The sequence below is a fragment of the Streptomyces sp. NPDC050147 genome (assembly GCF_040660195.1).
Lineage (GTDB): Bacteria > Actinomycetota > Actinomycetes > Streptomycetales > Streptomycetaceae > Streptomyces.
Genome location: NZ_JBFALJ010000001.1, coordinates 118688 through 139556 on the forward strand (window position 1 = coordinate 118688; position 20869 = coordinate 139556).

The window sequence follows — 20869 nt, forward strand, 5'->3', positions numbered from 1 at the left end:
CGTCGGCGCCCCTTACCCTGTCGGCATGAGTCGCCAGGGGGACGTGGTGGACGGGCGCTTCGAGCTGCTGGAGCGGCTCGGCAGCGGTGGCATGGGCACGGTGTGGCGGGCGCGTGACACCGTGCTGCACCGCGAGGTGGCCATCAAGGAGGTACGGCCCACGGAGCGCGAGCTGACGGGCGAGCAGTCGCGCGTCCTGCGCGAGCGAGTGCTGCGCGAGGCCAGGGCGCTTGCCCGGCTCAACCACCCGCATGTGGTGACGATCCATCACATCGTGGACTCGGGCCCGCACCCCTGGCTGGTGATGGAGCTGCTGCCGGGGCGCACGCTCCAGGACCTCCTGGAGGAGGGCACGTTGCCACCGCACGAGGCGGCGCGCATCGGCCGCGAGCTGCTCTCGGCGCTGCGTGTCGCCCACGCCGCGGGCATCCTGCACCGGGACGTCAAGCCCGCCAACGTCCTGCTGCGGGAGAAGGCACCCGGCGGCGCGGGCCCCTCCGTGGTCCTCACGGACTTCGGCATCGCCTCGCTGCGAGGCTCCACGCGACTCACCGCGACCGGCGACCTGATCGGCTCGCCGGAGTACATGGCGCCCGAGCGCATCCGCGGCACGGACCAGGGCCCGGCGGCCGACTTCTGGTCGCTCGGCCTGGTCCTCTACGTCGCCGTGGAGGGTGTCAGCCCGCTGCGCCGCGCCACGACGCTGGCCACGCTCGCCGCCGTGCTCGACGACCCCGTGCCGCCGCCGGTGCGCTCCGGGCCGCTCGCTCCGGTTCTGAGCGCCCTCCTGGTGCGGGACCCGGCACTTCGCCCGGAGGCGGAGCGCCTGGACGCGATGCTCGCCGCCGTGGCGAACGGCATCGCCTGGCAGCCCACGCAGACTTCGGAGCGGCCCGCCGTGACGGTGGGCGCGCCACTTCCCGAGCCGCGCCGGCGTACACCGGTGATCGTCGCCGGGGTCGCCGTGGCGCTGGCCCTGGTGGCCGGTGCCGCGCTGGTGCTGGCGCTGGTGCCGGGGCTGCGGGGCGGGTCAGGCACGGAGGGGGAGTCCAAGAGCCCCACCCGGAGCGAAAGCCCCGACCCGACCACGCCGTCGGCCTCGGCCTCGACATCGGCGACGGCATCGGCATCGGCATCGGCATCGGCGACGCCACCTGCATCAGGCAGCTGGATCGCCCAGCTCTTCTCCGAGCCGGTCAGCACGGGCGCGGACGCCCGCGACCGCCGGCTCGCCGCCGTACGCAAGGACGTGCCGCAGGCGGAGTACCTGCGCAGCGACGACTACGCCTCGCTGCGGCCGGGCTTCTGGGTGTTCTACGCGCCAGGGCCGTTCGCGGACGGCAGAGCCGCCCTGCGGTTCTGCGCCGAGCGCGGCAGGACCTCGGGCAACGAATGCGTCGGGCGGTACCTCAGCTCCAGCGGCGGCGACTACGGCCTCCAGTGCAAGCCGCCCGTCAGCGCCCCGATCGGCCGCTGCACGCGCGCGTGACCTCCCCCAGGGGCGTGAGCTGCCGTAAGGGAGCCGGCGAGCGCGTGAGCTGCCGTAAGGGCTACAGCGTCTCCAGGAAGCCGATCGCCGTGCGCCACGTCGCCTCCGCCGCCTCGGCGTCGTAGTCGTCGAGGTCGGGGTCGGTGTAGAGGTGGCCGGCTCCGGCGTAGCGGTAGACCTCGACGTCGGCTCCGGCGCGTCCCATCTGGAGATACCACGCGCTCAGCCAGTCGTCCGTCTCGAAGGGATCCGGCTCGGCGACGTGCAGCTGCACCGGCAGCTCGTCCACCGTCGCGTTCTCCGCGATGTCGGACGTGCCGTGCAGGAGCAGCAGACCGCGCGCCTTGTCGTCGCCGAGGGCCAGGGTCTGCGCGGTGGCGGCGCCGAGCGAGAACCCGGCGTAGACGAGCCCTCGCTCGGAGTAGGGCGCGGAGGCCAGGATCGCCCGCTTCAGGAGCTCTTCCTTGCCGAGCTCGTCCTTGAAGGCCATGCCTTCCTCGACGGTGTCGAAGGTGCGCCCGTCGAACAGATCGGGCGTCCACACCTCGTGGCCTTCCGCGCGCAGCCGGTCGGCCGCCGCGTGCACCGCGGGCCGCAGCCCGTACGTCGAGTGGAAAAGCATGATGTTCATGAGGCCATCGTGCCACCTACCCTCGGGGGCATGGAGAACGTACTGCGTCCGTTGATCGTGGTCGGCGGCTCGGTCGTGCTCACGCTGGCCGTGGTTTGGCTGGCCGATGTGCTGCTGCGCCGGGCCGATGACCGCCACCCCGACAATCCGCTGTGGGGTCTGCTGCGCCGCTGCCGACTGCCACTTCAGCTCTCCCTGTGTGCCGCCTTGCTGCGCGGCTCGTTCGAACAAGCCGAGATCGGCAAGGACCACGCGGCGGCTGTCGCGCAGACCCTGACCCTGGTCCTCATCGGGTCCGTGGCCTGGCTCCTCGTCCGTATCGCGACCGCCATCGTCGAGGCGACCTACGCGCAATACGCCAACGCCCACCGCGACCCGGCCCGCGTCCGCCGCGTGCGTACGCAGGTCACACTCATCCAGCGGGTGGTCAGCGCGATCGTCGGCGTCGTGGCCGTCGGAGCGATGCTGCTGACGTTTCCCGCCATGCAGGCGGCCGGGACGTCCCTGCTCGCGTCGGCCGGTGTACTCGGCATCGTCGCGGGCGTCGCCGCCCAGTCCACCCTCGCCAATCTCTTCGCTGGGCTGCAGATCGCCTTCGGCGACATGGTGCGGATCGGTGACACGGTCGTCGTGGACGGCGAGTGGGGCACGATCGACGAGATCACCCTGACCTTCCTGGCCGTGCGGACCTGGGACGAGCGCCGGATCACGATGCCGGTGTCCTACTTCGTGTCGAAGCCCTTCGAGAACTGGTCGCGCGGCGGCGCCCAGATGACCGGCACCGTCTTCTTCCATCTCGACCACTCGGCACCGGTCACCGAGATGCGCGAGAAGCTCCAGGACATCCTGCGCGAGTGTGCCGCCTGGGACGGCAGGGACTGGGGCCTTGCGGTCACGGACACGACGCCGAACACGATCCAGGTCCGCGCCCTGGTCACCGCCAAGGACGCGGACGACATCTGGACGGTGCGGGTGACCGTGCGCGAGCACCTGATCCGCTGGCTGACCGATCACCACGCGTACGCCCTGCCGAAGGTCACCACGGCTTGGGCCGAGCTGCCGCCGGACGACGACCATCCGCATCCGCCGCCGCCGATAGTGCCCCGCACGGGCCGGGGCTGAGCCCCGCCGGGGACAGGACGCGCGCGTCCCTCAGGACCGCAGGCTGCGTACGTCGAGCTGGTGCAGGACCCGGTCGACGATCTCCGGATCGGCGCCGGGTTCACTGCGCGCGGCAAGGATCTCGTGGCGGGCGGCCGACATCATGTCGCGCTGGATGCGCTGGACCGCCTTGAGGCGGTCGGCGCGCTTGGAGTACCGTTCGCGCCGCTCGTCGTCGACGATGTCGGGGCTGATCCTGGCCCCGATGTCGAAGGCCCCGCGCAGCAGCCGCTCCGAGAGGTCCTCCGGCAGCGCCTCGACCTGTTCGATCTCCTTGAGGCGGCGCTTGGCCGCCTTGGCCGCCCGGATGGCGAGATCACGCTCGACGGCCCGCTCGGCGTCCGTGTCCGCGCGCACGCCGAGCTTCTTCACCAGCCAGGGCAGGGTGAGCCCCTGGACGACGAGCGTGGCCATGATCACGCAGAAGGCGATGAAGATGATCTCGTCCCGGGCCGGGAAGGGGTCGCCGTTCTCCGTCTTGAGCGGAATGGCGAGGGCGAGGGCGACCGAGGCCACCCCCCGCATCCCGGACCACCACATGACGACGGTCTCGCGCCAGCTCGTCGGGATGTCCTCGTCGTAGTCCCGCCGTTTGTGCAGCCGCTTGGCCAGCCAGGTCGCGGGCAGCAGCCACAGCAGCCGTACGCCGACGACGACGGCGACGACCGCCGCGCCCCAGCCGATCATCCGCAGCTCACGGCCGTTCGCCGTGCCGAAGACGTTGTGCAGTTCGAGCCCGATGAGCCCGAAGGCGACACCGGTGACCAGGGTGTCGACGATTCTCCAGAACGTCTGCCCGGTGATCCTGCCGAGCACGTCGTCGGCGTCGGCGCCGTGCTCCGCCAGATAGAGCGCGGTGGTCAGCACGGCGAGCACGCCGGAGCCAAGCAGCTCCTCGGCCAGCACATAGCTCACGAAGGGCACGAGCAGCGTCAGGCCGGTCTGCAGGGTGGCCTCGCCGAGCATCCCCATGAGCTTGTTGGTGAGCCAGCCGAGCGCGACCCCCACGGCGACGGCGACCACCCCGGAGAGCACCAGTTGGCCCACCGCCGACGGCCAGGAGAACGTCCCGCTGACCGCCGCCGCGATCGCCACGTGATAGAGCACGATCGCCGTGACGTCGTTGAAGAGACCCTCCCCCTCCAGGATCGACACGAGCCGCCGCGGCAGCCCGAGCGACCCGGCGACGGCGGTCGCGGCGACCGGGTCGGGCGGCGCCACCAGCGCGCCGAGCGCCACGGCGGCGGCGATCGGAAGGCCGGGGACCACCGAGTTCGCGATCGCGGCGACCGCGGCGGTCGTCACGAAGACGAGGGCCACGGCGAGCAGGAAGATGGGGCGTCTGTTGGCCGCGAACTGCCGCCAGGAGGTGCGCTGGACCGCCGCGTACAGCAAGGGCGGAAGGACCAGCGGAAGGATGTAGTCGGGCGGGATCTCTACGTTCGGGACCCAGCTGACGAAGGCGAGAACGATCCCGGCCAGCGTCATGAGGACGGGCGCGGGCAGCCCGAGCCGCTCCCCCAACGGCACCGTCACGACAGCACCGAGCAACAGAATGAGCAGCAGCGCCAGTTGGTCCACGGTGCGCCCTCCGGAGGTTCGAGGCGGTTCGAGGCGGCTCGTCAGGCAGGGACTGCCGAGGCTCGGACGATCAAGACCTCAACCCTGCCACGCATACCCCGCGAACCGGCCCATGCCCCTCCGGGCGCCCGTGCGGCTCGCTAGTCCAGCGCCTTGCGCATCGCCCGGTGCGGGATGCCCGCGTCCGGGAACTCGGGGCCGTAGACCTCGTAGCCCAGCCGTTCGTAGAACCCCAGGGCGTGCGTCTGCGCGTGCAGGTCGACGGCGGTGAGGCCACGCGCGCGTGCCGCGTCCTCGATCGCCCGCACCAGGGCCGCGCCCACACCGAGGCCGCGCGCGGCCTCGGTCACCGCGAGGCGGCCGAGCGCGCCCACCTCGGCGTCGCCGCCGTTCTTGGCGGCGGCCGCCGCACCGGTGAGCAGACGGCCCGTGCCCAGGGCGAGACCGTCGTCGCGGACCGCGATGACGTGCACCGCGTCGGCGTCGTACGCGTCGTACTCCAGGTCCGCGGGGACCCGTTGCTCCACGACGAAGACTTCCTTGCGGACCGCGAAGCAGGCCTCCAGGTCGTCGGTGCCGACCGCGACCCGGCAGGTCACCCCGGCGCTCATGCGCTCTCTGCCCGGACCCGGTCGAGCGCCTGCTGGAGATCGTCCGGATACGTGCTCTCGAACTCCACCCACTGCCCGTCCCCGGGGTGCTCGAAGCCGAGCCGCACCGCGTGCAGCCACTGGCGGGTGAGACCGAGCCGCTTGCCGAGGGTCGGGTCGGCGCCGTACGTCAGATCGCCGACGCACGGGTGGCGGTGGGCCGCCATGTGCACGCGGATCTGGTGCGTGCGGCCCGTCTCCAGCTTGATGTCGAGCAGCGAGGCCGCCCGGAACGCCTCGATGAGGTCGTAGTGCGTGACGGAGGGCTTGCCCTCGGCCGTGACCGCCCACTTGTAGTCGTGGTTCGGGTGCCGGCCGATGGGGGCGTCGATCGTGCCGCTCATGGGGTCGGGGTGGCCCTGCACGAGCGCGTTGTAGCGCTTGTCGACCGTGCGCTCCTTGAACTGGCGCTTCAGGGAGGTGTACGCCCGCTCCGACTTGGCGACCGCCATCAGGCCGGAGGTGCCCACGTCGAGGCGGTGCACGATGCCCTGGCGCTCCGCGGCACCGGAGGTCGAGATGCGATATCCGGCCGCCGCGAGGCCGCCGATCACCGTGGTGCCGGTCCAGCCGGGGCTCGGGTGCGCGGCCACGCCCACCGGCTTGACGATCACGAGGATGTCGTCGTCGTCATGAATGATCTCCATGCCCTCGACGGGCTCGGCGACGATCTGCACCGGAGCGGGCGCCTGCGGCATCTCCACCTCCAGCCAGGCGCCGCCGTGCACACGCTCGGACTTGCCGACCACGCTGCCGTCGACCATCACCTTGCCTGCCGCCGCCAGCTCGGCGGCCTTCGTACGGGAAAAACCGAACATGCGAGAGATGGCGGCGTCGACGCGCTCGCCCTCCAGGCCGTCCGGCACGGGCAGGGTACGGATCTCGGGAATCGTGCTCACCCATTGAGTATGCAGGAGCGCACCGACACTCCCGCACCGCGAGCCTCCACCGAGGGCTCTCCCCCGCCCGGAGTCAGTCCTTGTGGACGGTGCCGTCCGGGTCCAGGCCGCGGAAGGAGAGGATCACGATCAGGATGCCGCCGCACACGATCGCCGAGTCCGCGAGGTTGAACACCGCGAAGCCCTTCGGCGCGATGAAGTCGACCACCGCTCCCTCGAACACCCCGGGCGCACGGAAGATGCGGTCGGTGAGGTTGCCCAGGGCGCCGCCGAGCAGCATGCCGAGCGCGATCGCCCACGGCATGCTGTACAGCTTGCGGGCCAGGCGGGCGATGACCACGATCACGGCCGCCGCGATACAGGTGAAGATCACGGTGAAGGCCTCGCCGATCCCGAAGGCGGCGCCCGCGTTCCGAATGGCGTTGAACTGGAGCCACTCGCCGACGATCTCGATCGGCTCGTGGTGCTCGAGCTTCGCGACGACGATCATCTTGCTGACGAGGTCCAGGGCGTACGCCAGTACGGACACCGCGAACAGGACGAGGATCTTGCGCTTGCCCTTGCTCTTGGGCCCCTGCTCGTCCGGCGAAGTCTGCTCGCCCCGCCCCGCCGCCTCGCCGGAGTCCGAGGCGGACTGCTCCGGCTCGGCCCCAGCCGCCTCAGGGATATCCGGCGTACCGATGATGCGCTCCGCCTCTGCCACGTGAGTCCCTCAACCTAGGTACCTGACTGGGGACGAGGGTACGGCACACACGTACGGCACCAGGTGGTCAGGCCGTGTTCAGTAGCGCCGTTCCTGCTTCTGCTTGCAATCCATGCACAGGGTCGCGCGGGGGAAGGCCTGCATCCGCGCCTTGCCGATGGGACTGCCGCAGTTCTCGCAGATGCCGTACGTCCCGGCGTCAAGACGCTCCAGGGCGCGCTCGGTCTGTTCGAGCATCTCGCGCGCGTTGGCGGCCAGCGACATCTCGTGTTCCCGCGTGATGTTCTTGGTGCCGGTGTCGGCTTCGTCGTCGCCCGCGCCGTCCCCGGAGTCCCGCATCAGGCCGACCAGGGCGTCCTCGGAGGCGGAGATCTCGCTGCCGAGCCGCAGCGCCTCGCTCTGCAGCTCCGTGCGCGCCTCCTCGACCTCCTCCGGGGTCCAGGGGTCCTCACCCGGCCTGACGGCGAGCTCACCGGGCTCCGCCGCGGCACCCCGCGCCTTGGGCACCGCCGTCGGCTTCTTGGCTGCCGTCGCCGTGCCCGGAGTCTTCTTCGTGACCACTGTCGTGGCTCCCGTCGTCTCCGCGGCCTGAGCCGCACCCTCGGCCGCTGGTGCGGCCGTCTTCTTGGCTGTGCTCTTCTTGGCAGCCGTCTTCTTGGCTGTGCTCTTTTGGGCAGCCGTCTTCTTGGCCGCGGCGCTCTTCTTCCGAGCGGGCTCCTTGGCCGCGCCCTCCTCGGCCGCTGGCTTCTTGCCGATGTCGGCGACCTTGGCGACCGCTTTCTTGGCGACAGCCTTCTTGACGGCTGCCTTTTTCGCCACGGCTTTCTTGGCGGTGGTCTTCTTGGCGCCGGTCTCGTCGGCGCCAGTCGTCTTGCCGGCGCCGCTCTCGTTCGTGGCCGCGCCCGTGGATCTGCCCGACGCCGGATGCTGTACGGCGGTCTTCTTCGCCACCATGGCCGCGGCCCCTTCACATTTTGTGATCTTGCTCGCGATACGTGCTGGGACGATAAATCGACTCAGAGCCCGCGGCAACGGGGCACGCCGCCTGATGCGCCCGCCCCGCGCGTGCCGCGCGGCGAGCATGCATGCGTTGTGCCCAGCTCCCGGCCCGGTAATCCGCCCGGCAGCGCGGGTCGGGATCCGGGCTCCCCGCATGTCGCCATTCGGGTCAGTCACCGCGGTCCCGACAGCACCGGGCCCGAGCCCGTTTCCAGGCCCGAAACAAGGCTAAAGTGGTGCATAAGTGAAGAAGGTGCACCATGCGAAAAACAGCCGACTGCAGAGAATTCCCGAGCGAGACCAACTGCAGCCTCGCCATCTCCGGTGAAGAGGAGGAAGTGGTCCGCGCCGCGAGCGAGCACGCCGTGTCGGTCCACGGCCACACGGACAGCCATGAGCTGCGCAGGATGGTCCGCGAATCCCTCAGGGACGAAGTCCCCCAGCGTGCCTGAAGCGGCCCCTGCCGCCCCACCACCGACCCGCCCGGGAAGCCCCGCTCCGCCTTCTCCCCCGTCCACGCGAAAACCGGTCGGCCGCGTCCGCCCCGGCGCCGTACACTGGGCGCAGCGAGAAGCGTGGATGGGGACGAGTAGCGGCGTACGCAGCCATGAGCGACCCGGGGACGGTGCGAGCCCGGGGGCAGGCGCGACGCGAAGATCACCCCGGAGCCGCCGGAAGAACCACCAGCGATGGGCCCCCAGGCCCGCCGCGGGCCAGTAGAACCGGCATCGCGACCCCAATGAGGGGGCTTTTCCGTGCGCCACACGCGCAGGAGAGGCCAAGGAGGGTGGTACCGCGGGAGCACGACAAGGGCTCTCGTCCCTCCGACGGAACGGAATCGTCCGCCGGAGGAAGCGCGTTGAACACGCAGCCGTTGCACACGCAGCCGCAGTACCGCCAGGTGCCCGCCCAGGTCGACCTGCCCGCCCTTGAGCACGCCGTGCTCGACTTCTGGCGCGAGCAGAAGATCTTCGCCAAGAGTCTCGAGCAGTCCGAGGGCCGCCCCGAGTGGGTGTTCTACGAGGGCCCGCCGACCGCCAACGGCATGCCGGGCGCCCACCACATCGAGGCCCGCGTCTTCAAGGACGTCTTTCCGCGCTTCCGCACCATGCGGGGGTACCACGTCGCCCGCAAGGCCGGCTGGGACTGCCACGGCCTCCCGGTCGAGCTCGCGGTCGAGAAGGAGCTCGGGTTCAACGGCAAGAAGGACATCGAGGCGTACGGCATCGCCGAGTTCAACGCCAAGTGCCGCGAGTCCGTGACCCGGCACACCGACGCCTTCGCCGACCTCACGACCCGCATGGGTTACTGGACGGATCTCGACGACGCCTACCGGACGATGAACCCGGAGTACATCGAATCCGTCTGGTGGTCCCTGAAGGAGATCTTCAACAAGGACCTCCTGGTCCAGGACCACCGCGTCGCCCCCTGGTGCCCGCGCTGCGGCACGGGCCTGTCCGACCACGAGCTGGCGCAGGGCTACGAGACGGTCGTCGACCCCTCCGTCTTCGTCCGCTTCCCGCTCACCGGCGGCCCGCTGGCGGGCGAGGCGGCCCTCCTGGTGTGGACGACCACTCCGTGGACCCTCGTCTCCAACACCGCGGTCGCCGCGCACCCCGACGTCACGTACGTCGTCGCGACGAACGGTGAGGAGAAGCTCGTCGTCGCCGAGCCGCTCGTCGAGAAGGCCCTCGGCGAGGGCTGGGAGACCACCGGCCAGACCTTCACCGGAGCCGAGATGGAGCGTTGGAACTACCAGCGCCCCTTCGACCTCGTGGAGTTCCCGGCCCCCGCGCACTACGTGGTCAACGCCGACTACGTGACGACCGAGGACGGCACCGGTCTGGTCCACCAGTCCCCCGCCTTCGGTGAGGACGACCTCAAGGTCTGCCGCGCGTACGGCCTCCCGGTCGTGAACCCGGTCCGCCCCGACGGCACCTTCGAAGAGGACGTCCCGCTCGTAGGCGGTGTCTTCTTCAAGAAGGCCGACGAAAAGCTCACCGAGGACCTCCAGGGCCGCGGTCTGCTCTTCCGGCACACCCCGTACGAGCACAGCTATCCGCACTGCTGGCGCTGCCACACGGCGCTCCTCTACTACGCGCAGCCGTCCTGGTACATCCGCACGACGGCCATCAAGGACCGCCTCCTCCAGGAGAACGAGAAGACCAACTGGTTCCCCGACTCGGTCAAGCACGGCCGCTTCGGCGACTGGCTGAACAACAACGTCGACTGGGCGCTGTCCCGCAACCGCTACTGGGGCACCCCGCTGCCCATCTGGCGCTGCGAGGAAGGGCACTTGACGTGTGTGGGTTCGCGCGCCGAGCTCTCCGACCTGACGGGCACCGACCAGTCGCAGCTCGACCCGCACCGCCCGTACATCGACGCGGTCACCTTCCCCTGCCCGACCTGCCAGGAGACCGCGACGCGCGTCCCCGAGGTCATCGACGCCTGGTACGACTCGGGTTCGATGCCGTTCGCGCAGTGGGGCTACCCGCACAGGAACAAGGAGCTCTTCGAGAGCCGCTACCCTGCGCAGTTCATCTCGGAGGCCATCGACCAGACCCGCGGCTGGTTCTACACGCTCATGGCGGTGGGCACCCTGGTCTTCGACAAGTCGTCGTACGAGAACGTCGTGTGCCTCGGCCACATCCTCGCCGAGGACGGCCGCAAGATGTCCAAGCACCTGGGCAACACCCTGGAGCCGATCCAGCTGATGGACCAGCACGGCGCCGACGCGGTGCGCTGGTTCATGGCGGCCGGCGGCTCGCCGTGGGCGGCCCGCCGCGTGGGCCACGGCACCATCCAGGAGGTCGTCCGCAAGACGCTCCTCACGTACTGGAACACGGTCGCCTTCCAGGCCCTGTACGCCCGTACCTCGAAGTGGGCGCCCAGCGATGCGGACCCGGCGCCCGCCGACCGCCCGCTCCTCGACCGCTGGCTGCTCAGCGAGCTGCACGCACTCACCGACCAGGTCACCCACTCCCTCGAGGGCTACGACACCCAGCGCGCGGGCAAGCTCCTGTCCACGTTCGTCGACAACCTCTCCAACTGGTACGTACGCCGTTCCCGCCGCCGCTTCTGGCAGGGCGACAAGGCGGCCCTGCGCACCCTGCACGAGGTCCTGGAGACGGTCACCCGCCTCATGGCCCCGCTGACGCCGTTCATCGCCGAGCGCGTCTGGCAGGACCTGGTGGTGCCGGTGACCCCGGACGCCCCGGAGTCGGTCCACCTGACCTCCTGGCCCGAGGCCGACCTGTCGGCGATCGACCCGGAGCTGTCGAAGCAGATGGTCCTCGTGCGTCGCCTGGTGGAGCTGGGCCGCGCCACGCGCGCGGAGTCGGGCGTCAAGACCCGCCAGCCCCTCTCCCGCGCCCTGGTCGCGGCCACGGGCTTCGAGTCGCTCAACCCTGAGCTGCACGCCCAGATCACCGAGGAGCTCAACGTCTCCTCACTCGCGTCACTCTCCGAGGTCGGCGGTTCACTCGTCGACACGACCGCGAAGGCCAACTTCCGCGCCCTCGGCAAGCGGTTCGGCAAGGGCGTCCAGGCGGTCGCCAAGGCCGTCGCCGACGCCGACGCGGCAGCCCTGTCCCTGGCCCTGCGCGAGGGCACGGCGTCGGTCGAGGTCGACGGCGAGACGGTGACGCTGGCCCCGGATGAGGTCATCATCACGGAGACCCCGCGCGAGGGCTGGTCGGTGGCGTCCGACTCCGGTGCCACGGTCGCCCTGGACCTGGAGATCACGGAGGAGCTGCGCCGGGCCGGCCTGGCCCGTGACGCGATCCGCCTGATCCAGGAGGCCCGCAAGAACAGCGGCCTGGACGTCGCGGACCGGATCGCCCTGCGCTGGACCTCCACGGACCCGACCGTGCTCACGGCCCTGTCCGACCACGCCGAGCTCATCGCGGACGAGGTCCTCGCCACGGACTTCGAGCAGGGCGAGGCGGACGACGCGTACGGCGAGACGTTCACGGACGAGTCACTGTCGCTCACGTTCCGTCTCCGCAAGGCGTAGCCGCCAGGGATCACCGAAGGCCCGGTTCTGCCAGAGATCTTGGCGGGACCGGGCCTTCGGCGTTGTGTGCCACGCACAGATGAACGTCTCTGCACCGGCCCGGCGAGTGGGCGCGCAAAAGGGCGAGGCCCCCAGAAGATCCGGGGGCCTCGCCCTGAACGCTGCCGACGCCTAAGGCGTGGAAACGGCCGTCAGTTGTCGTCCTCGTCGATGAGGAAGCCACGCATCGGCGACGGAGCCTGCTGCATGGGCTGCGGGGCCTGCGGCCGCACGGGCGCCATCGGCTGGGTCATCGCCGGCGACATCTGCTGCTGGCCGCCGTAGGACGGACCGGCGTTCTGCTGGTTGCCGCCCATCGACTGCTGACCGCCGTACGACGGGGCGCCCGCGCCGGCCGGTGCCATGGAAGGCGCCGGGGACGGCGGAAGGGAAGCCGTCGCCGGGGTCCGCGGCGGTGCCAGCGAGTCGTCGGCCTGGGTCTCCAGCTGACGGAGCTGCGACTCCAGGTAGGACTTCAGACGCGTGCGGTACTCGCGCTCGAAGCCGCGCAGGTCCTCGACCTTGCGCTCCAGCGTGGCGCGGGCGGACTCCAGGGAGCCCATCGCGACACGGTGCTTCTCCTGCGCGTCCCGCTCCAGGGCGTCGGCCTTGGCACGGGCGTCACGCTCGAGGCCCTCGGCGCGCGAACGAGCCTCGCCGACGATCTTGTTGGCCTCGGAACGGGCCTCCGCGATCGCCTGGTCGGCGGTCTGCTGCGCAAGGGAGAGCACGCGAGCGGCGCTGTCGCCGCCGGGGCCCTGACCGGGCTGCGGCATCTGCGGGCCACCCATGGGACCACCCATGGGGCCGCCCATCGGACCCTGGCCCATCGGACCCTGACCCATGGGGCCCTGGCCCATCTGGCCCTGACCCTGCGGACCACCCTGCGGGCCGTGCCCACTGGGTCCCGCGGGCAGCTGCGGCGCGCCACCGGGCAGCTGCGGCGGACCGCCCATCTGCTGGTGCTGCGGGTGCTGCTGCTGCGGCGGCACCGGCTGCGGTCCTGATATTGCGGCGGGCACCGGAGCGCCCGGACCGCGTTGATCCTGCGGTTCCGGAGGCTTGCGCATGCCACCTTGCTGCTGGTTCTGCGCGGCGGCGCGGGTGGCAGCGGCCAGTTTGGCGCGCAAATCCTCGTTCTCGCGGAGCAAGCGAGTCAGTTCGGCTTCGACCTCATCGAGGAAGGCATCGACCTCGTCCTCGTCATAGCCTTCTCGGAGGCGGACGGTCGTGAACTGCTTGTTCCGCACGTCCTCGGGGGTCAACGGCATCTCTTCACCTCAACGTAGTCGTCGGCATTCGGCAAGACCGTATCGTTCACAAGCCGCTCACGACGGTGATCAGGATGTAGACGATGATCATCAATACGAAGAAGGACAGGTCGAGCGCCACGCCCCCGAGACGCAGCGGCGGAATGAACCGCCGCAGAAGCTTGAGCGGTGGATCAGTGACAGTGTAGGTGGCCTCCAGAACGACCACCATCGCCTTGCCGGGTTGCCATGAGCGGGCGAACTGGAAGACGTAGTCCATGACCAACCGGAAGATCAGCACGATGAGGAAGCACATCAGCGCGATGTAAAGCACCTGCAAGACCACGCTCATGTTCGCGGTTCCCTCTCCCCTGTTGCTCGTGCTGCGTTTGCCGGTTCTGCGTTACTGCATCACTTACGTCTCAGCTCTGGTTGAAGAACCCGCCCTCTGCGATGCGAGCCTTGTCCTCCGCCGTTACATCGACGTTAGCAGGCGACAACAGGAACACCTTCTGCGTCACTCGCTCAATGCTGCCATGGAGGCCGAACACCAGACCGGCGGCAAAGTCGACAAGTCGCTTCGCATCCGTGTCGTCCATCTCGGTCAGATTCATGATCACCGGGGTGCCCTCACGGAAGTGTTCCCCGATGGTACGGGCCTCGTTGTACGTCCGCGGGTGCAGCGTGGTGATGCGGTAGGGCTCCCGCTCGGACACGACCTTGGGCATGATCACCGGTGCGTTCTTCTCCAGGCTCTGGCGTTCAGGTGTGATGGATGCCACGGGGGCGATTCGTGCCGGACGTCCGGATTCCGCGGCTAGCGAAGCGGAATGGGCGACCGGCTCACGCGGTGCGGGGGGCTGTACCACTCGCACCGATTCGTCCCTTTCAGACACGTGTGCCTGACGGGACTGGTGCGACTGGTGCGGCGGCTCATGCCGCCTGCGGTCCCGCTCGGGCTCCGGCTCGGGTTCGAACTCGTCATCGGGGTCGAACCCCGGACCGTCGTACCCATCGTCCTCCACGAGGCCGAGGTAGACCGCCATCTTGCGCATCGCGCCGGCCATGCTCTGAGTCCTCCGCTCTGTGGTGGATCGGCTGTCGTCACCAACTGCCCGCGATCCACGAGGTCTCCCCGCCCAACAGCGAGAATGACCATATTTTCTGCTGTGGTCCGACTTCTTGGCGACGTTACCCGAGCCCGGGTCGGACTCCGAGTACCGCCGTACCGACGCGCACATGTGTCGCTCCGGCCGCCACGGCCTGTTCGAGGTCCGCACTCATCCCTGCCGACACCATGTTCGCAGCCGGATGAGTCGCGCGCATGAGGGTTGAGAATTCCATCAGCCGCTCGAACGCCGCCTGTTGCCGGCCCGCGTACGGACCGGTGAGCGGCGCCACGGTCATCAGACCGTCGAGACGCAACCCCGGAGCCTGCGCCACGAGACCGGCCAACTCCTCGATTCCGCCGGGACCCACGCCCCCGCGCTCGCCCCGGCCGTTCTCCTCGGCGTCGAGGGCGACCTGGATCAGACAGCCGAGTTCGCGCTCCGCCCGCACGGCACCGGCCGACAGGGCCGTGACGAGCTTGGGGCGGTCCACGGACTGGACCACATCGGCATAACTGACCACAGAGCGGACTTTGTTGGTCTGCAATTGACCGACAAAGTGCCAAGTAAGGGGAACATCCGAGCAGTCCGCGGCCTTGGGAGCCGCGTCCTGGTCGCGGTTCTCGGCGACATGGCGCACGCCGAGTTCCGAGAGGATCCGCACATCACTCGCGGGATAGGTCTTGGTGACCACGATCAGGGTCACCTCCTCCCGCTTGCGCCCGGCCGCCGCACACGCCGCGGCGATGCGCTCTTCGACCTTCGCCAGATTTGCGGCGAGTTGAGTCTTACGGTCCGTCATGCCCTATCAGTCCAGCCAGACATAGCCCGCGAGACGACCGGTGGTCCGGTCGCGGCGGTACGAGAAGTGGTCACCGGATTCCAGGGTGCACACCGGCGACTGCGCCCGGTCGCGCACCCCGAGCCGCTCCAGTTGGGCGTGCACCCCCGCGGTCACGTCGACCGCCGGAGTGCCCCAGCTCGTCTCGGCGTACGCCGCCGGCTCGATCGCGGCGACCTCGGCGCGCATCGCCTCCGGTACTTCGTAGCAACGGCCGCAGACGGCGGGTCCGGTGCGGGCGACCACGCGGGCCGGGTCCGCGCCGAGCTTCGTCATCGCCTCGACGGCGGCGGGCACGACCCCGGCGATCATGCCGGGCCTGCCCGCGTGTGCCGCGGCGGCCACCTTGGCCACCGGGTCGGCGAGCAGGACGGGCGTGCAGTCGGCGGTGAGCACCGCGAGGGCCAGGCCCCTGCGGGCGGTCACCACGGCGTCGACCGCCGGGATCTCGGCGTCGGAGCCCCAGGGCCCGTCGACCACGACGACGTCGGGGCCGTGGACCTGGTTCATCCAGACGACCCGCTGCGGGTCGAGGCCGAGCGAGGTGGCCGTGAGCGAACGATTCGTCCGCACGGCCTGGGGGTCGTCGCCGACGGCGCCGCCGAGATTGAGCTCTTCGTACGGAACGGCGCTCACCCCGCCCCACCTGTCGGTGAAGGCGAAGTGCGCGCCGCTCACGGTGCTGTGCTGGCTTATCACTTCAGGAAGTCCGGCACGTCCAGCTCTTCGGCCTGGCTGTCCGAGTACGGACGGGCCGGCGGCACCTGCGGCGGGGCCACGGGCGCGGACGGGGTTTCGTTGACCGGGGTCACCTCGACCGGCTCCGGGGCCGACGGCTCCTCGTGCGACGTGACGCTGCCGAGGCCGCCGTAGGACGAACGGGACTCGGCCGGACGGCTGGTGGCCGCCGGCTGCTCGTCACGCGGCTTGGCCGACGAGGCCGAGCCGAGGACGGTGTCGCGCTTGGACGGCGGCTGCCCGCCGTCGAAGCCCGCCGCGATGACGGTGACCCGGACCTCGTCGCCCAGGGCGTCGTCGATGACGGCGCCGAAGATGATGTTGGCCTCGGGGTGGGCCGCCTCGCTGACCAGTTGGGCCGCTTCGTTGATCTCGAAGAGGCCGAGGTCCGATCCGCCGGAGATGGAGAGCAGGACTCCCCGCGCTCCGTCGATGGACGCCTCGAGGAGCGGCGAGGAGATCGCCATCTCGGCGGCGGCCACCGCGCGGTCGTCGCCGCGGGCCGAGCCGATGCCCATGAGGGCCGAACCGGCCTCGGACATGACCGACTTGACGTCGGCGAAGTCGAGGTTGATCAGGCCTGGGGTCGTGATGAGGTCGGTGATGCCCTGGACACCGGAGAGCAGGACCTGGTCCGCCGACTTGAAGGCGTCCAGAACGCTGACCTGGCGGTCCGAGATGGACAGGAGCCGGTCATTGGGGATGACGATGAGGGTGTCGACCTCTTCGCGCAGCTCCGCGATGCCGTCCTCGGCCTGATTGGCGCGACGACGGCCCTCGAAGGTGAACGGCCGGGTCACGACGCCGATGGTCAGGGCGCCCAGGGAGCGAGCGATGTTGGCGACGACAGGTGCGCCGCCCGTGCCGGTGCCGCCGCCTTCGCCGGCGGTGACGAAGACCATGTCGGCCCCCTTGAGGACCTCCTCGATCTCCTCGCGGTGGTCCTCGGCCGCCTTGCGGCCGACTGCCGGGTTGGCTCCGGCGCCGAGGCCACGGGTGAGTTCACGGCCTACGTCGAGCTTGACGTCGGCGTCGCTCATCAACAGGGCTTGCGCGTCGGTGTTGATGGCGATGAACTCGACGCCCTTGAGACCGACCTCGATCATCCGGTTGATGGCATTGACACCACCGCCGCCGACACCGATGACTTTGATGACTGCGAGGTAGTTCTGCGGTGCTGCCACGTCGAAGGCCTCTCGCCTCGAGTTACGTGTCGCCGCCTCGCGGTCAAGCGCCGCGACGACTGATGCCGAATGGGACGGTCCGAACGCCGACCCGAACCCTAACGTTGAAGTTTAGGGTTACCAGTGTGTCTGTACCTTGGACTCTTCCGAACAGGACACTAAGTCGACAAGTGGCGCACGTTCAACGAACACGCCGAACCTCCCGTTTTTCTTTTCACCCTATGTGATCAGCCGTAGCGCTGCCGAACCAGGGTGCTGGCCTGCGACGATATGCGTCAACTCGCCGACGAGGCGGGGGCGGTGGGGACACTCACATCGAAGTGCCCCGCCTTGGGGGCGGCTTTCATCAGCGCCGTGAGTGTGCTTGCCTTCGTCCGGCCCTTCTCGCTGCTGCCCCACGCCACGGTGCGTCCGCCGCTCAACTCCAGCGAGATCGAGTCGTACGAACGGACCTTGACGGCGCGTGTGTCGCGGGCCACCGCGGCGGGCAGCGCACCCGCGACCCGTACCGCCTCACGCCGCAGGCGGTGCGCGTCGAAACGGCGCAGACTCGCCGCCGCCTTCTCCTGATCCGGCCTCAATTCCAGGAGCGGGACGCCCTTGGGCGCATGTCCGCTAGTGGCGAATCGCACGCCCTCGGCGTCCACTTCAATAAACTTTCCGCCCTTTTCGACAACGAGAACCGGCTTGCGTTCGGTCACTTTCAGACCGATTTCGTGCGGCCAGGACCGTTCGACCTCGACCGAGTCGATACGCGGAAGTCTCTTCCGCAGCCGGTCCTCAAGGGCGTCGGTGTCGACCGAGATCAGTGGGGACCCGACCGGAGCCGCGGCGGCCTCGCGCACCTCTTCCGGCGTCAGGATCCGTGTCCCCGACGTCGTCACGCGCTCCACGCGCAGCCACTGCGAGCCGTAGAACAGCCAGCCTCCTCCCGCACCCAGCAGCACGAGTGCGATCAGCGAGAGGACCAGGGTGCGCGGCTGCGGCAGGCGTGCGCGGGAGCGCCGGGGGCGGGGCGGGCGGGACCCACCAGAAGCGGGCTTCCGCCGTTCGGCGGTGGTCGGTCCGGCCACGATCCCCTGCCTTCTCTTGGCTGCTCAGGCGTTACGGCGTGACGCGATCGCCTCGTACACCATGCCGACGAGGAGGTCGTCGGCGTCCCTGCGGCCGAACTCCGAGGCCGCGCGCGACATCTCGTACAGCCGGTGCGGATCGGCGAGCACCGGGAGCACGTTGCCCTGGACCCACTCGGGCGTCAGTTCGGCGTCGTCCACGAGGAGTCCACCGCCCGCCTTCACCACCGGCTGGGCGTTCAGCCGCTGTTCGCCGTTGCCGATGGGCAGCGGGACGTACGCGGCCGGCAGCCCGACGGCGGAGAGTTCGGCGACGGTCATCGCGCCCGCACGGCAGAGCATCATGTCCGCCGCGGCGTACGCGAGGTCCATCCGGTCCACGTACGGTACCGGGATGTAGGGCGGCATACCGGGCATGTTCTCGACGTACGGCATTTCGTTCTTCGGGCCGACCGCGTGCAGGATCTGGATCCCGGCGCGCTGCAGGACCGGAGCGACCTGCTGGACGACCTCGTTGAGCCGCCGCGCGCCCTGTGAACCACCGGAGACCAGCAGCGTCGGCAGGTTCGGGTCGAGGCCGAAGGCGGCGCGCGCCTCCGGGCGGACCCGGGCCCGGTCGAGCGTGGCGATGGTGTGGCGCAGCGGGATGCCGATGTAGCGGGAGTTGCGCAGCTTGCTGTCCGGGGTGGCGACGGCGACCCCGTGGGCGTATCGCGAACCGATCTTGTTGGCGAGGCCGGGACGCGCGTTGGCCTCGTGCACGACGATCGGCGTCCCGGTCCGCTTGGCAGCGAGGTACCCCGGCAGCGCGACATAGCCGCCGAAGCCGACCACGCAGTCCGCCTTCGTGCGCTCCAGGATCTGCTCGGCCGCCTTGATCGTGCCGCGCAGCCGCCCCGGGACGGTGATCAGCTCAGGGGTGGGCTTGCGTGGCAGCGGTACGGCCGGGATCAGCGCGAGTTCGTAGCCCCGCTCGGGTACGAGTCGGGTCTCGAGTCCACGCTCCGTGCCCAGGGCCGTGATGCCCACGGTCGGGTCCTGCCTCCGCAGGGCGTCCGCGAGGGCGAGCGCGGGCTCGATGTGGCCGGCGGTCCCCCCACCGGCGAGTACGACATGCACCGAAATTCACCGCTCTCCGGACGAACGCGCCTTGACGCGCCGTCTCATCGTGTTCCATCTCACCCGAGGTTGCCGCATGGCCAGGGCCGCCTTTGCCGCCGGGTCCTGTCGCGCGAAGGCGATGAGGAGTCCGATGGCGAACATGGTCGGCAGCAGGGCTGAGCCCCCGTAGGAGAACAGCGGGAGCGGGACACCGGCGATCGGCAGCAGACCGAGCACCGCACCGACGTTGATCACGGCCTGCGCCGTGATCCAGGTGGTCACGCCTCCCGCGGCATACCTCACGAAGGGGTCCTCCGTGCGTCCGGCCACGCGGATACCCGCATAGCCTAGAGCCGCGAACAGTGCGAGCACCGACAGCGTCCCCGCCAGGCCGAGTTCCTCCCCGGTGATGGCGAAGATGAAGTCGGTGTGCGGTTCCGGCAGTTGACCCCATTTTTCCACACTCGCGCCGAGGCCGGAACCGAAGAATCCGCCGGAGGCCAGGGCATAGATTCCGTGCACTGCCTGCCAGCACTGGTCGCCCGGGCCCGGATCCGTCGCGCCGATGCAGGCGAGCCTCGCCATGCGGTTGGGGCTGGTCTTGATGAGGATCACGCCGAGCAGGGCCGCGATCGAGAGCACCCCCGCGAAGAGCCGCGTGGGCGCCCCCGCGAGCCAGAGCAGGCCGAAAAGGATCGCCGTGAGAATGATCGCGGTGCCCATGTCGCCGCCCAGCATGATCAGTCCGAGCAGCATGAAGGCGACCGGGACGAGCGGCACCAGCATGTGCTTCCACTGGGTAAGGAGGCGCTTGTCGTGTTTACGGGCGAGCAGGTCCGCGCCCCACAGGACGAGGGCGAGCTTGGCGAACTCACTGGGCTGGAGTTGGAAGGGCCCGCCCAGATAGATCCAGTTCTGGTTGCCGTTGACGCTGCGCCCTATCCCGGGGATCTGCACGAGCACCATCAGGAAGACGGTCACCGCGAGGATGGGGTAGGCGAGCGCCCGGTGCAGCTTGACGGGCATCCGCATCGCCACGAGCAGCAGGATCGAGCCGAGTACGGCGGCGACGAACTGCTTCTGGAAGAAGTACGCGGCGGGCAGGTCGAGCTGCAGCGCCTGGATCATCGACGCCGAGTAGACCATCACCAGGCCGAGCACGGTGATCAGCAGGCTGCTGCCGAAGATGAGGTAATAGGCGGTCAGCGGCCGGTCCCAGGCACGCTTGATCCGGGTGTAGGACCGCCGCACCGCGTTCTCGCCCGGCGGGCGCGGAGCCCGCGGGGAACGGACCGGCGCGGGCCGCTTGGCAAGGCGCGTGGGCGCTCGCCCGCTACTGCCGGCCATCGAGGCCCCCGTCCAGCCACCACGACGCTGCCACGTGCCCTCCTAAGGGTGCCGGGCGC

General features: G+C 69.9%; 19 protein-coding genes. 4 read left to right on the forward strand and 15 right to left on the reverse strand.

The annotated features are described in order from the left end of the window. Positions 1-25 precede the first annotated feature (25 nt). The gene (locus AB0I94_RS00540; protein ID WP_363307158.1) at positions 26-1489 is read left to right on the forward strand and encodes a serine/threonine-protein kinase; all 1464 of its coding nucleotides are present in this window, start codon (positions 26-28) and stop codon (positions 1487-1489) included. A gap of 61 nt (positions 1490-1550) precedes the next feature. On the opposite strand, the gene AB0I94_RS00545 is transcribed toward AB0I94_RS00540, so the two are convergent. Further along, complete coding sequence (locus AB0I94_RS00545; protein WP_363307159.1) at positions 1551-2120, reverse strand: dienelactone hydrolase family protein; 570 nt, start codon at positions 2118-2120, stop codon at positions 1551-1553. 30 nt (positions 2121-2150) lie between these two features. Here AB0I94_RS00545 and AB0I94_RS00550 point away from each other — a divergent pair, with 30 nt between their 5' ends. Then, positions 2151-3242 carry a mechanosensitive ion channel domain-containing protein gene (locus tag AB0I94_RS00550; protein ID WP_363307160.1) on the forward strand — a complete coding sequence of 364 codons (1092 nt, stop codon included), beginning with the start codon at positions 2151-2153 and terminating at the stop codon, positions 3240-3242. Positions 3243-3272: 30 nt separating this feature from the next. Here AB0I94_RS00550 and AB0I94_RS00555 read toward each other — a convergent pair whose 3' ends face one another. The 5 genes from AB0I94_RS00555 to AB0I94_RS00575 form a co-directional block, all read right to left on the reverse strand. Beyond that, positions 3273-4862: a Na+/H+ antiporter gene (locus AB0I94_RS00555; RefSeq protein ID WP_363307161.1), complete on the reverse strand. Its 1590-nt coding sequence runs from the start codon at positions 4860-4862 to the stop codon at positions 3273-3275. A gap of 140 nt (positions 4863-5002) precedes the next feature. Continuing rightward, positions 5003-5473, reverse strand: coding sequence for a GNAT family N-acetyltransferase (locus AB0I94_RS00560; RefSeq protein ID WP_363307162.1), 471 nt, complete (start codon positions 5471-5473; stop codon positions 5003-5005). Next, a complete protein-coding gene (locus AB0I94_RS00565) occupies positions 5470-6411 on the reverse strand; it encodes an RluA family pseudouridine synthase (protein ID WP_363307163.1) in 942 nt (313 codons plus the stop codon). Before AB0I94_RS00565 ends, AB0I94_RS00560 begins: the two co-directional genes overlap by 4 nt. 73 nt (positions 6412-6484) lie before the next feature. Continuing rightward, complete coding sequence (gene lspA, locus AB0I94_RS00570; RefSeq protein ID WP_363307164.1) at positions 6485-7114, reverse strand: signal peptidase II; 630 nt, start codon at positions 7112-7114, stop codon at positions 6485-6487. 78 nt (positions 7115-7192) lie between these two features. Next, entirely contained in the window at positions 7193-8068 is an 876-nt protein-coding gene (locus AB0I94_RS00575; protein WP_363307165.1) for a TraR/DksA family transcriptional regulator, read from the reverse strand. A gap of 305 nt (positions 8069-8373) precedes the next feature. Here AB0I94_RS00575 and AB0I94_RS00580 point away from each other — a divergent pair, with 305 nt between their 5' ends. Further along, on the forward strand, positions 8374-8565 hold the full coding sequence (locus AB0I94_RS00580; protein WP_363307166.1) for a DUF1059 domain-containing protein: 192 nt from the start codon (positions 8374-8376) through the stop codon (positions 8563-8565). A gap of 422 nt (positions 8566-8987) precedes the next feature. Next, positions 8988-12128, forward strand: a complete 3141-nt coding sequence (ileS, locus tag AB0I94_RS00585; RefSeq protein WP_363307711.1) for an isoleucine--tRNA ligase — start codon at positions 8988-8990, stop codon at positions 12126-12128. A 191-nt stretch (positions 12129-12319) separates the two neighbouring features. Here the strand turns inward: ileS and AB0I94_RS00590 are convergent, their stop codons facing one another. The 9 genes from AB0I94_RS00590 to ftsW all read right to left on the reverse strand — a co-directional run bounded on the left by AB0I94_RS00590 (position 12320) and on the right by ftsW (position 20810). Beyond that, a complete protein-coding gene (locus AB0I94_RS00590; RefSeq protein ID WP_363307167.1) occupies positions 12320-13438 on the reverse strand; it encodes a DivIVA domain-containing protein in 1119 nt (372 codons plus the stop codon). Positions 13439-13484: 46 nt separating this feature from the next. Continuing rightward, on the reverse strand, positions 13485-13769 hold the full coding sequence (locus AB0I94_RS00595) for a YggT family protein (protein WP_249590439.1): 285 nt from the start codon (positions 13767-13769) through the stop codon (positions 13485-13487). A 70-nt stretch (positions 13770-13839) separates the two neighbouring features. Beyond that, positions 13840-14484: a cell division protein SepF gene (gene sepF / locus AB0I94_RS00600; RefSeq protein ID WP_363307168.1), complete on the reverse strand. Its 645-nt coding sequence runs from the start codon at positions 14482-14484 to the stop codon at positions 13840-13842. 124 nt (positions 14485-14608) lie between these two features. Continuing rightward, complete coding sequence (locus tag AB0I94_RS00605; RefSeq protein ID WP_363307169.1) at positions 14609-15328, reverse strand: YggS family pyridoxal phosphate-dependent enzyme; 720 nt, start codon at positions 15326-15328, stop codon at positions 14609-14611. 6 nt (positions 15329-15334) lie between these two features. Then, positions 15335-16066: a peptidoglycan editing factor PgeF gene (gene pgeF / locus AB0I94_RS00610; protein WP_363307170.1), complete on the reverse strand. Its 732-nt coding sequence runs from the start codon at positions 16064-16066 to the stop codon at positions 15335-15337. Next, positions 16063-17289: a cell division protein FtsZ gene (gene ftsZ / locus AB0I94_RS00615; RefSeq protein WP_363307171.1), complete on the reverse strand. Its 1227-nt coding sequence runs from the start codon at positions 17287-17289 to the stop codon at positions 16063-16065. Before ftsZ ends, pgeF begins: the two co-directional genes overlap by 4 nt. 275 nt (positions 17290-17564) lie before the next feature. Further along, positions 17565-18362 carry an FtsQ-type POTRA domain-containing protein gene (locus AB0I94_RS00620; RefSeq protein WP_363307173.1) on the reverse strand — a complete coding sequence of 266 codons (798 nt, stop codon included), beginning with the start codon at positions 18360-18362 and terminating at the stop codon, positions 17565-17567. Positions 18363-18386: 24 nt separating this feature from the next. Further along, a complete protein-coding gene (gene murG / locus AB0I94_RS00625) occupies positions 18387-19481 on the reverse strand; it encodes an undecaprenyldiphospho-muramoylpentapeptide beta-N-acetylglucosaminyltransferase (protein ID WP_361463752.1) in 1095 nt (364 codons plus the stop codon). Positions 19482-19487: 6 nt separating this feature from the next. Next, complete coding sequence (ftsW, locus tag AB0I94_RS00630; RefSeq protein ID WP_363307174.1) at positions 19488-20810, reverse strand: putative lipid II flippase FtsW; 1323 nt, start codon at positions 20808-20810, stop codon at positions 19488-19490. Between the last annotated feature and the right edge of the window lie 59 nt (positions 20811-20869).

What these genes read in the sequence shown, in the direction of transcription:
- AB0I94_RS00560 (WP_363307162.1), bottom strand. Translation starts at nt 5,473, where the DNA reads ATGAGCGCCGGGGTGACCTGCCGGGTCGCGGTCGGCACCGACGACCTG.
- AB0I94_RS00575 (WP_363307165.1), bottom strand. Translation starts at nt 8,068, where the DNA reads ATGGTGGCGAAGAAGACCGCCGTACAGCATCCGGCGTCGGGCAGATCC.
- AB0I94_RS00605 (WP_363307169.1), bottom strand. Translation starts at nt 15,328, where the DNA reads ATGACGGACCGTAAGACTCAACTCGCCGCAAATCTGGCGAAGGTCGAA.
- AB0I94_RS00595 (WP_249590439.1), bottom strand. Translation starts at nt 13,769, where the DNA reads ATGAGCGTGGTCTTGCAGGTGCTTTACATCGCGCTGATGTGCTTCCTC.
- AB0I94_RS00550 (WP_363307160.1), top strand. Translation starts at nt 2,151, where the DNA reads ATGGAGAACGTACTGCGTCCGTTGATCGTGGTCGGCGGCTCGGTCGTG.
- ftsW (WP_363307174.1), bottom strand. Translation starts at nt 20,810, where the DNA reads ATGGCCGGCAGTAGCGGGCGAGCGCCCACGCGCCTTGCCAAGCGGCCC.
- sepF (WP_363307168.1), bottom strand. Translation starts at nt 14,484, where the DNA reads ATGGCCGGCGCGATGCGCAAGATGGCGGTCTACCTCGGCCTCGTGGAG.
- AB0I94_RS00540 (WP_363307158.1), top strand. Translation starts at nt 26, where the DNA reads ATGAGTCGCCAGGGGGACGTGGTGGACGGGCGCTTCGAGCTGCTGGAG.
- AB0I94_RS00545 (WP_363307159.1), bottom strand. Translation starts at nt 2,120, where the DNA reads ATGAACATCATGCTTTTCCACTCGACGTACGGGCTGCGGCCCGCGGTG.
- AB0I94_RS00580 (WP_363307166.1), top strand. Translation starts at nt 8,374, where the DNA reads ATGCGAAAAACAGCCGACTGCAGAGAATTCCCGAGCGAGACCAACTGC.
- AB0I94_RS00590 (WP_363307167.1), bottom strand. Translation starts at nt 13,438, where the DNA reads ATGCCGTTGACCCCCGAGGACGTGCGGAACAAGCAGTTCACGACCGTC.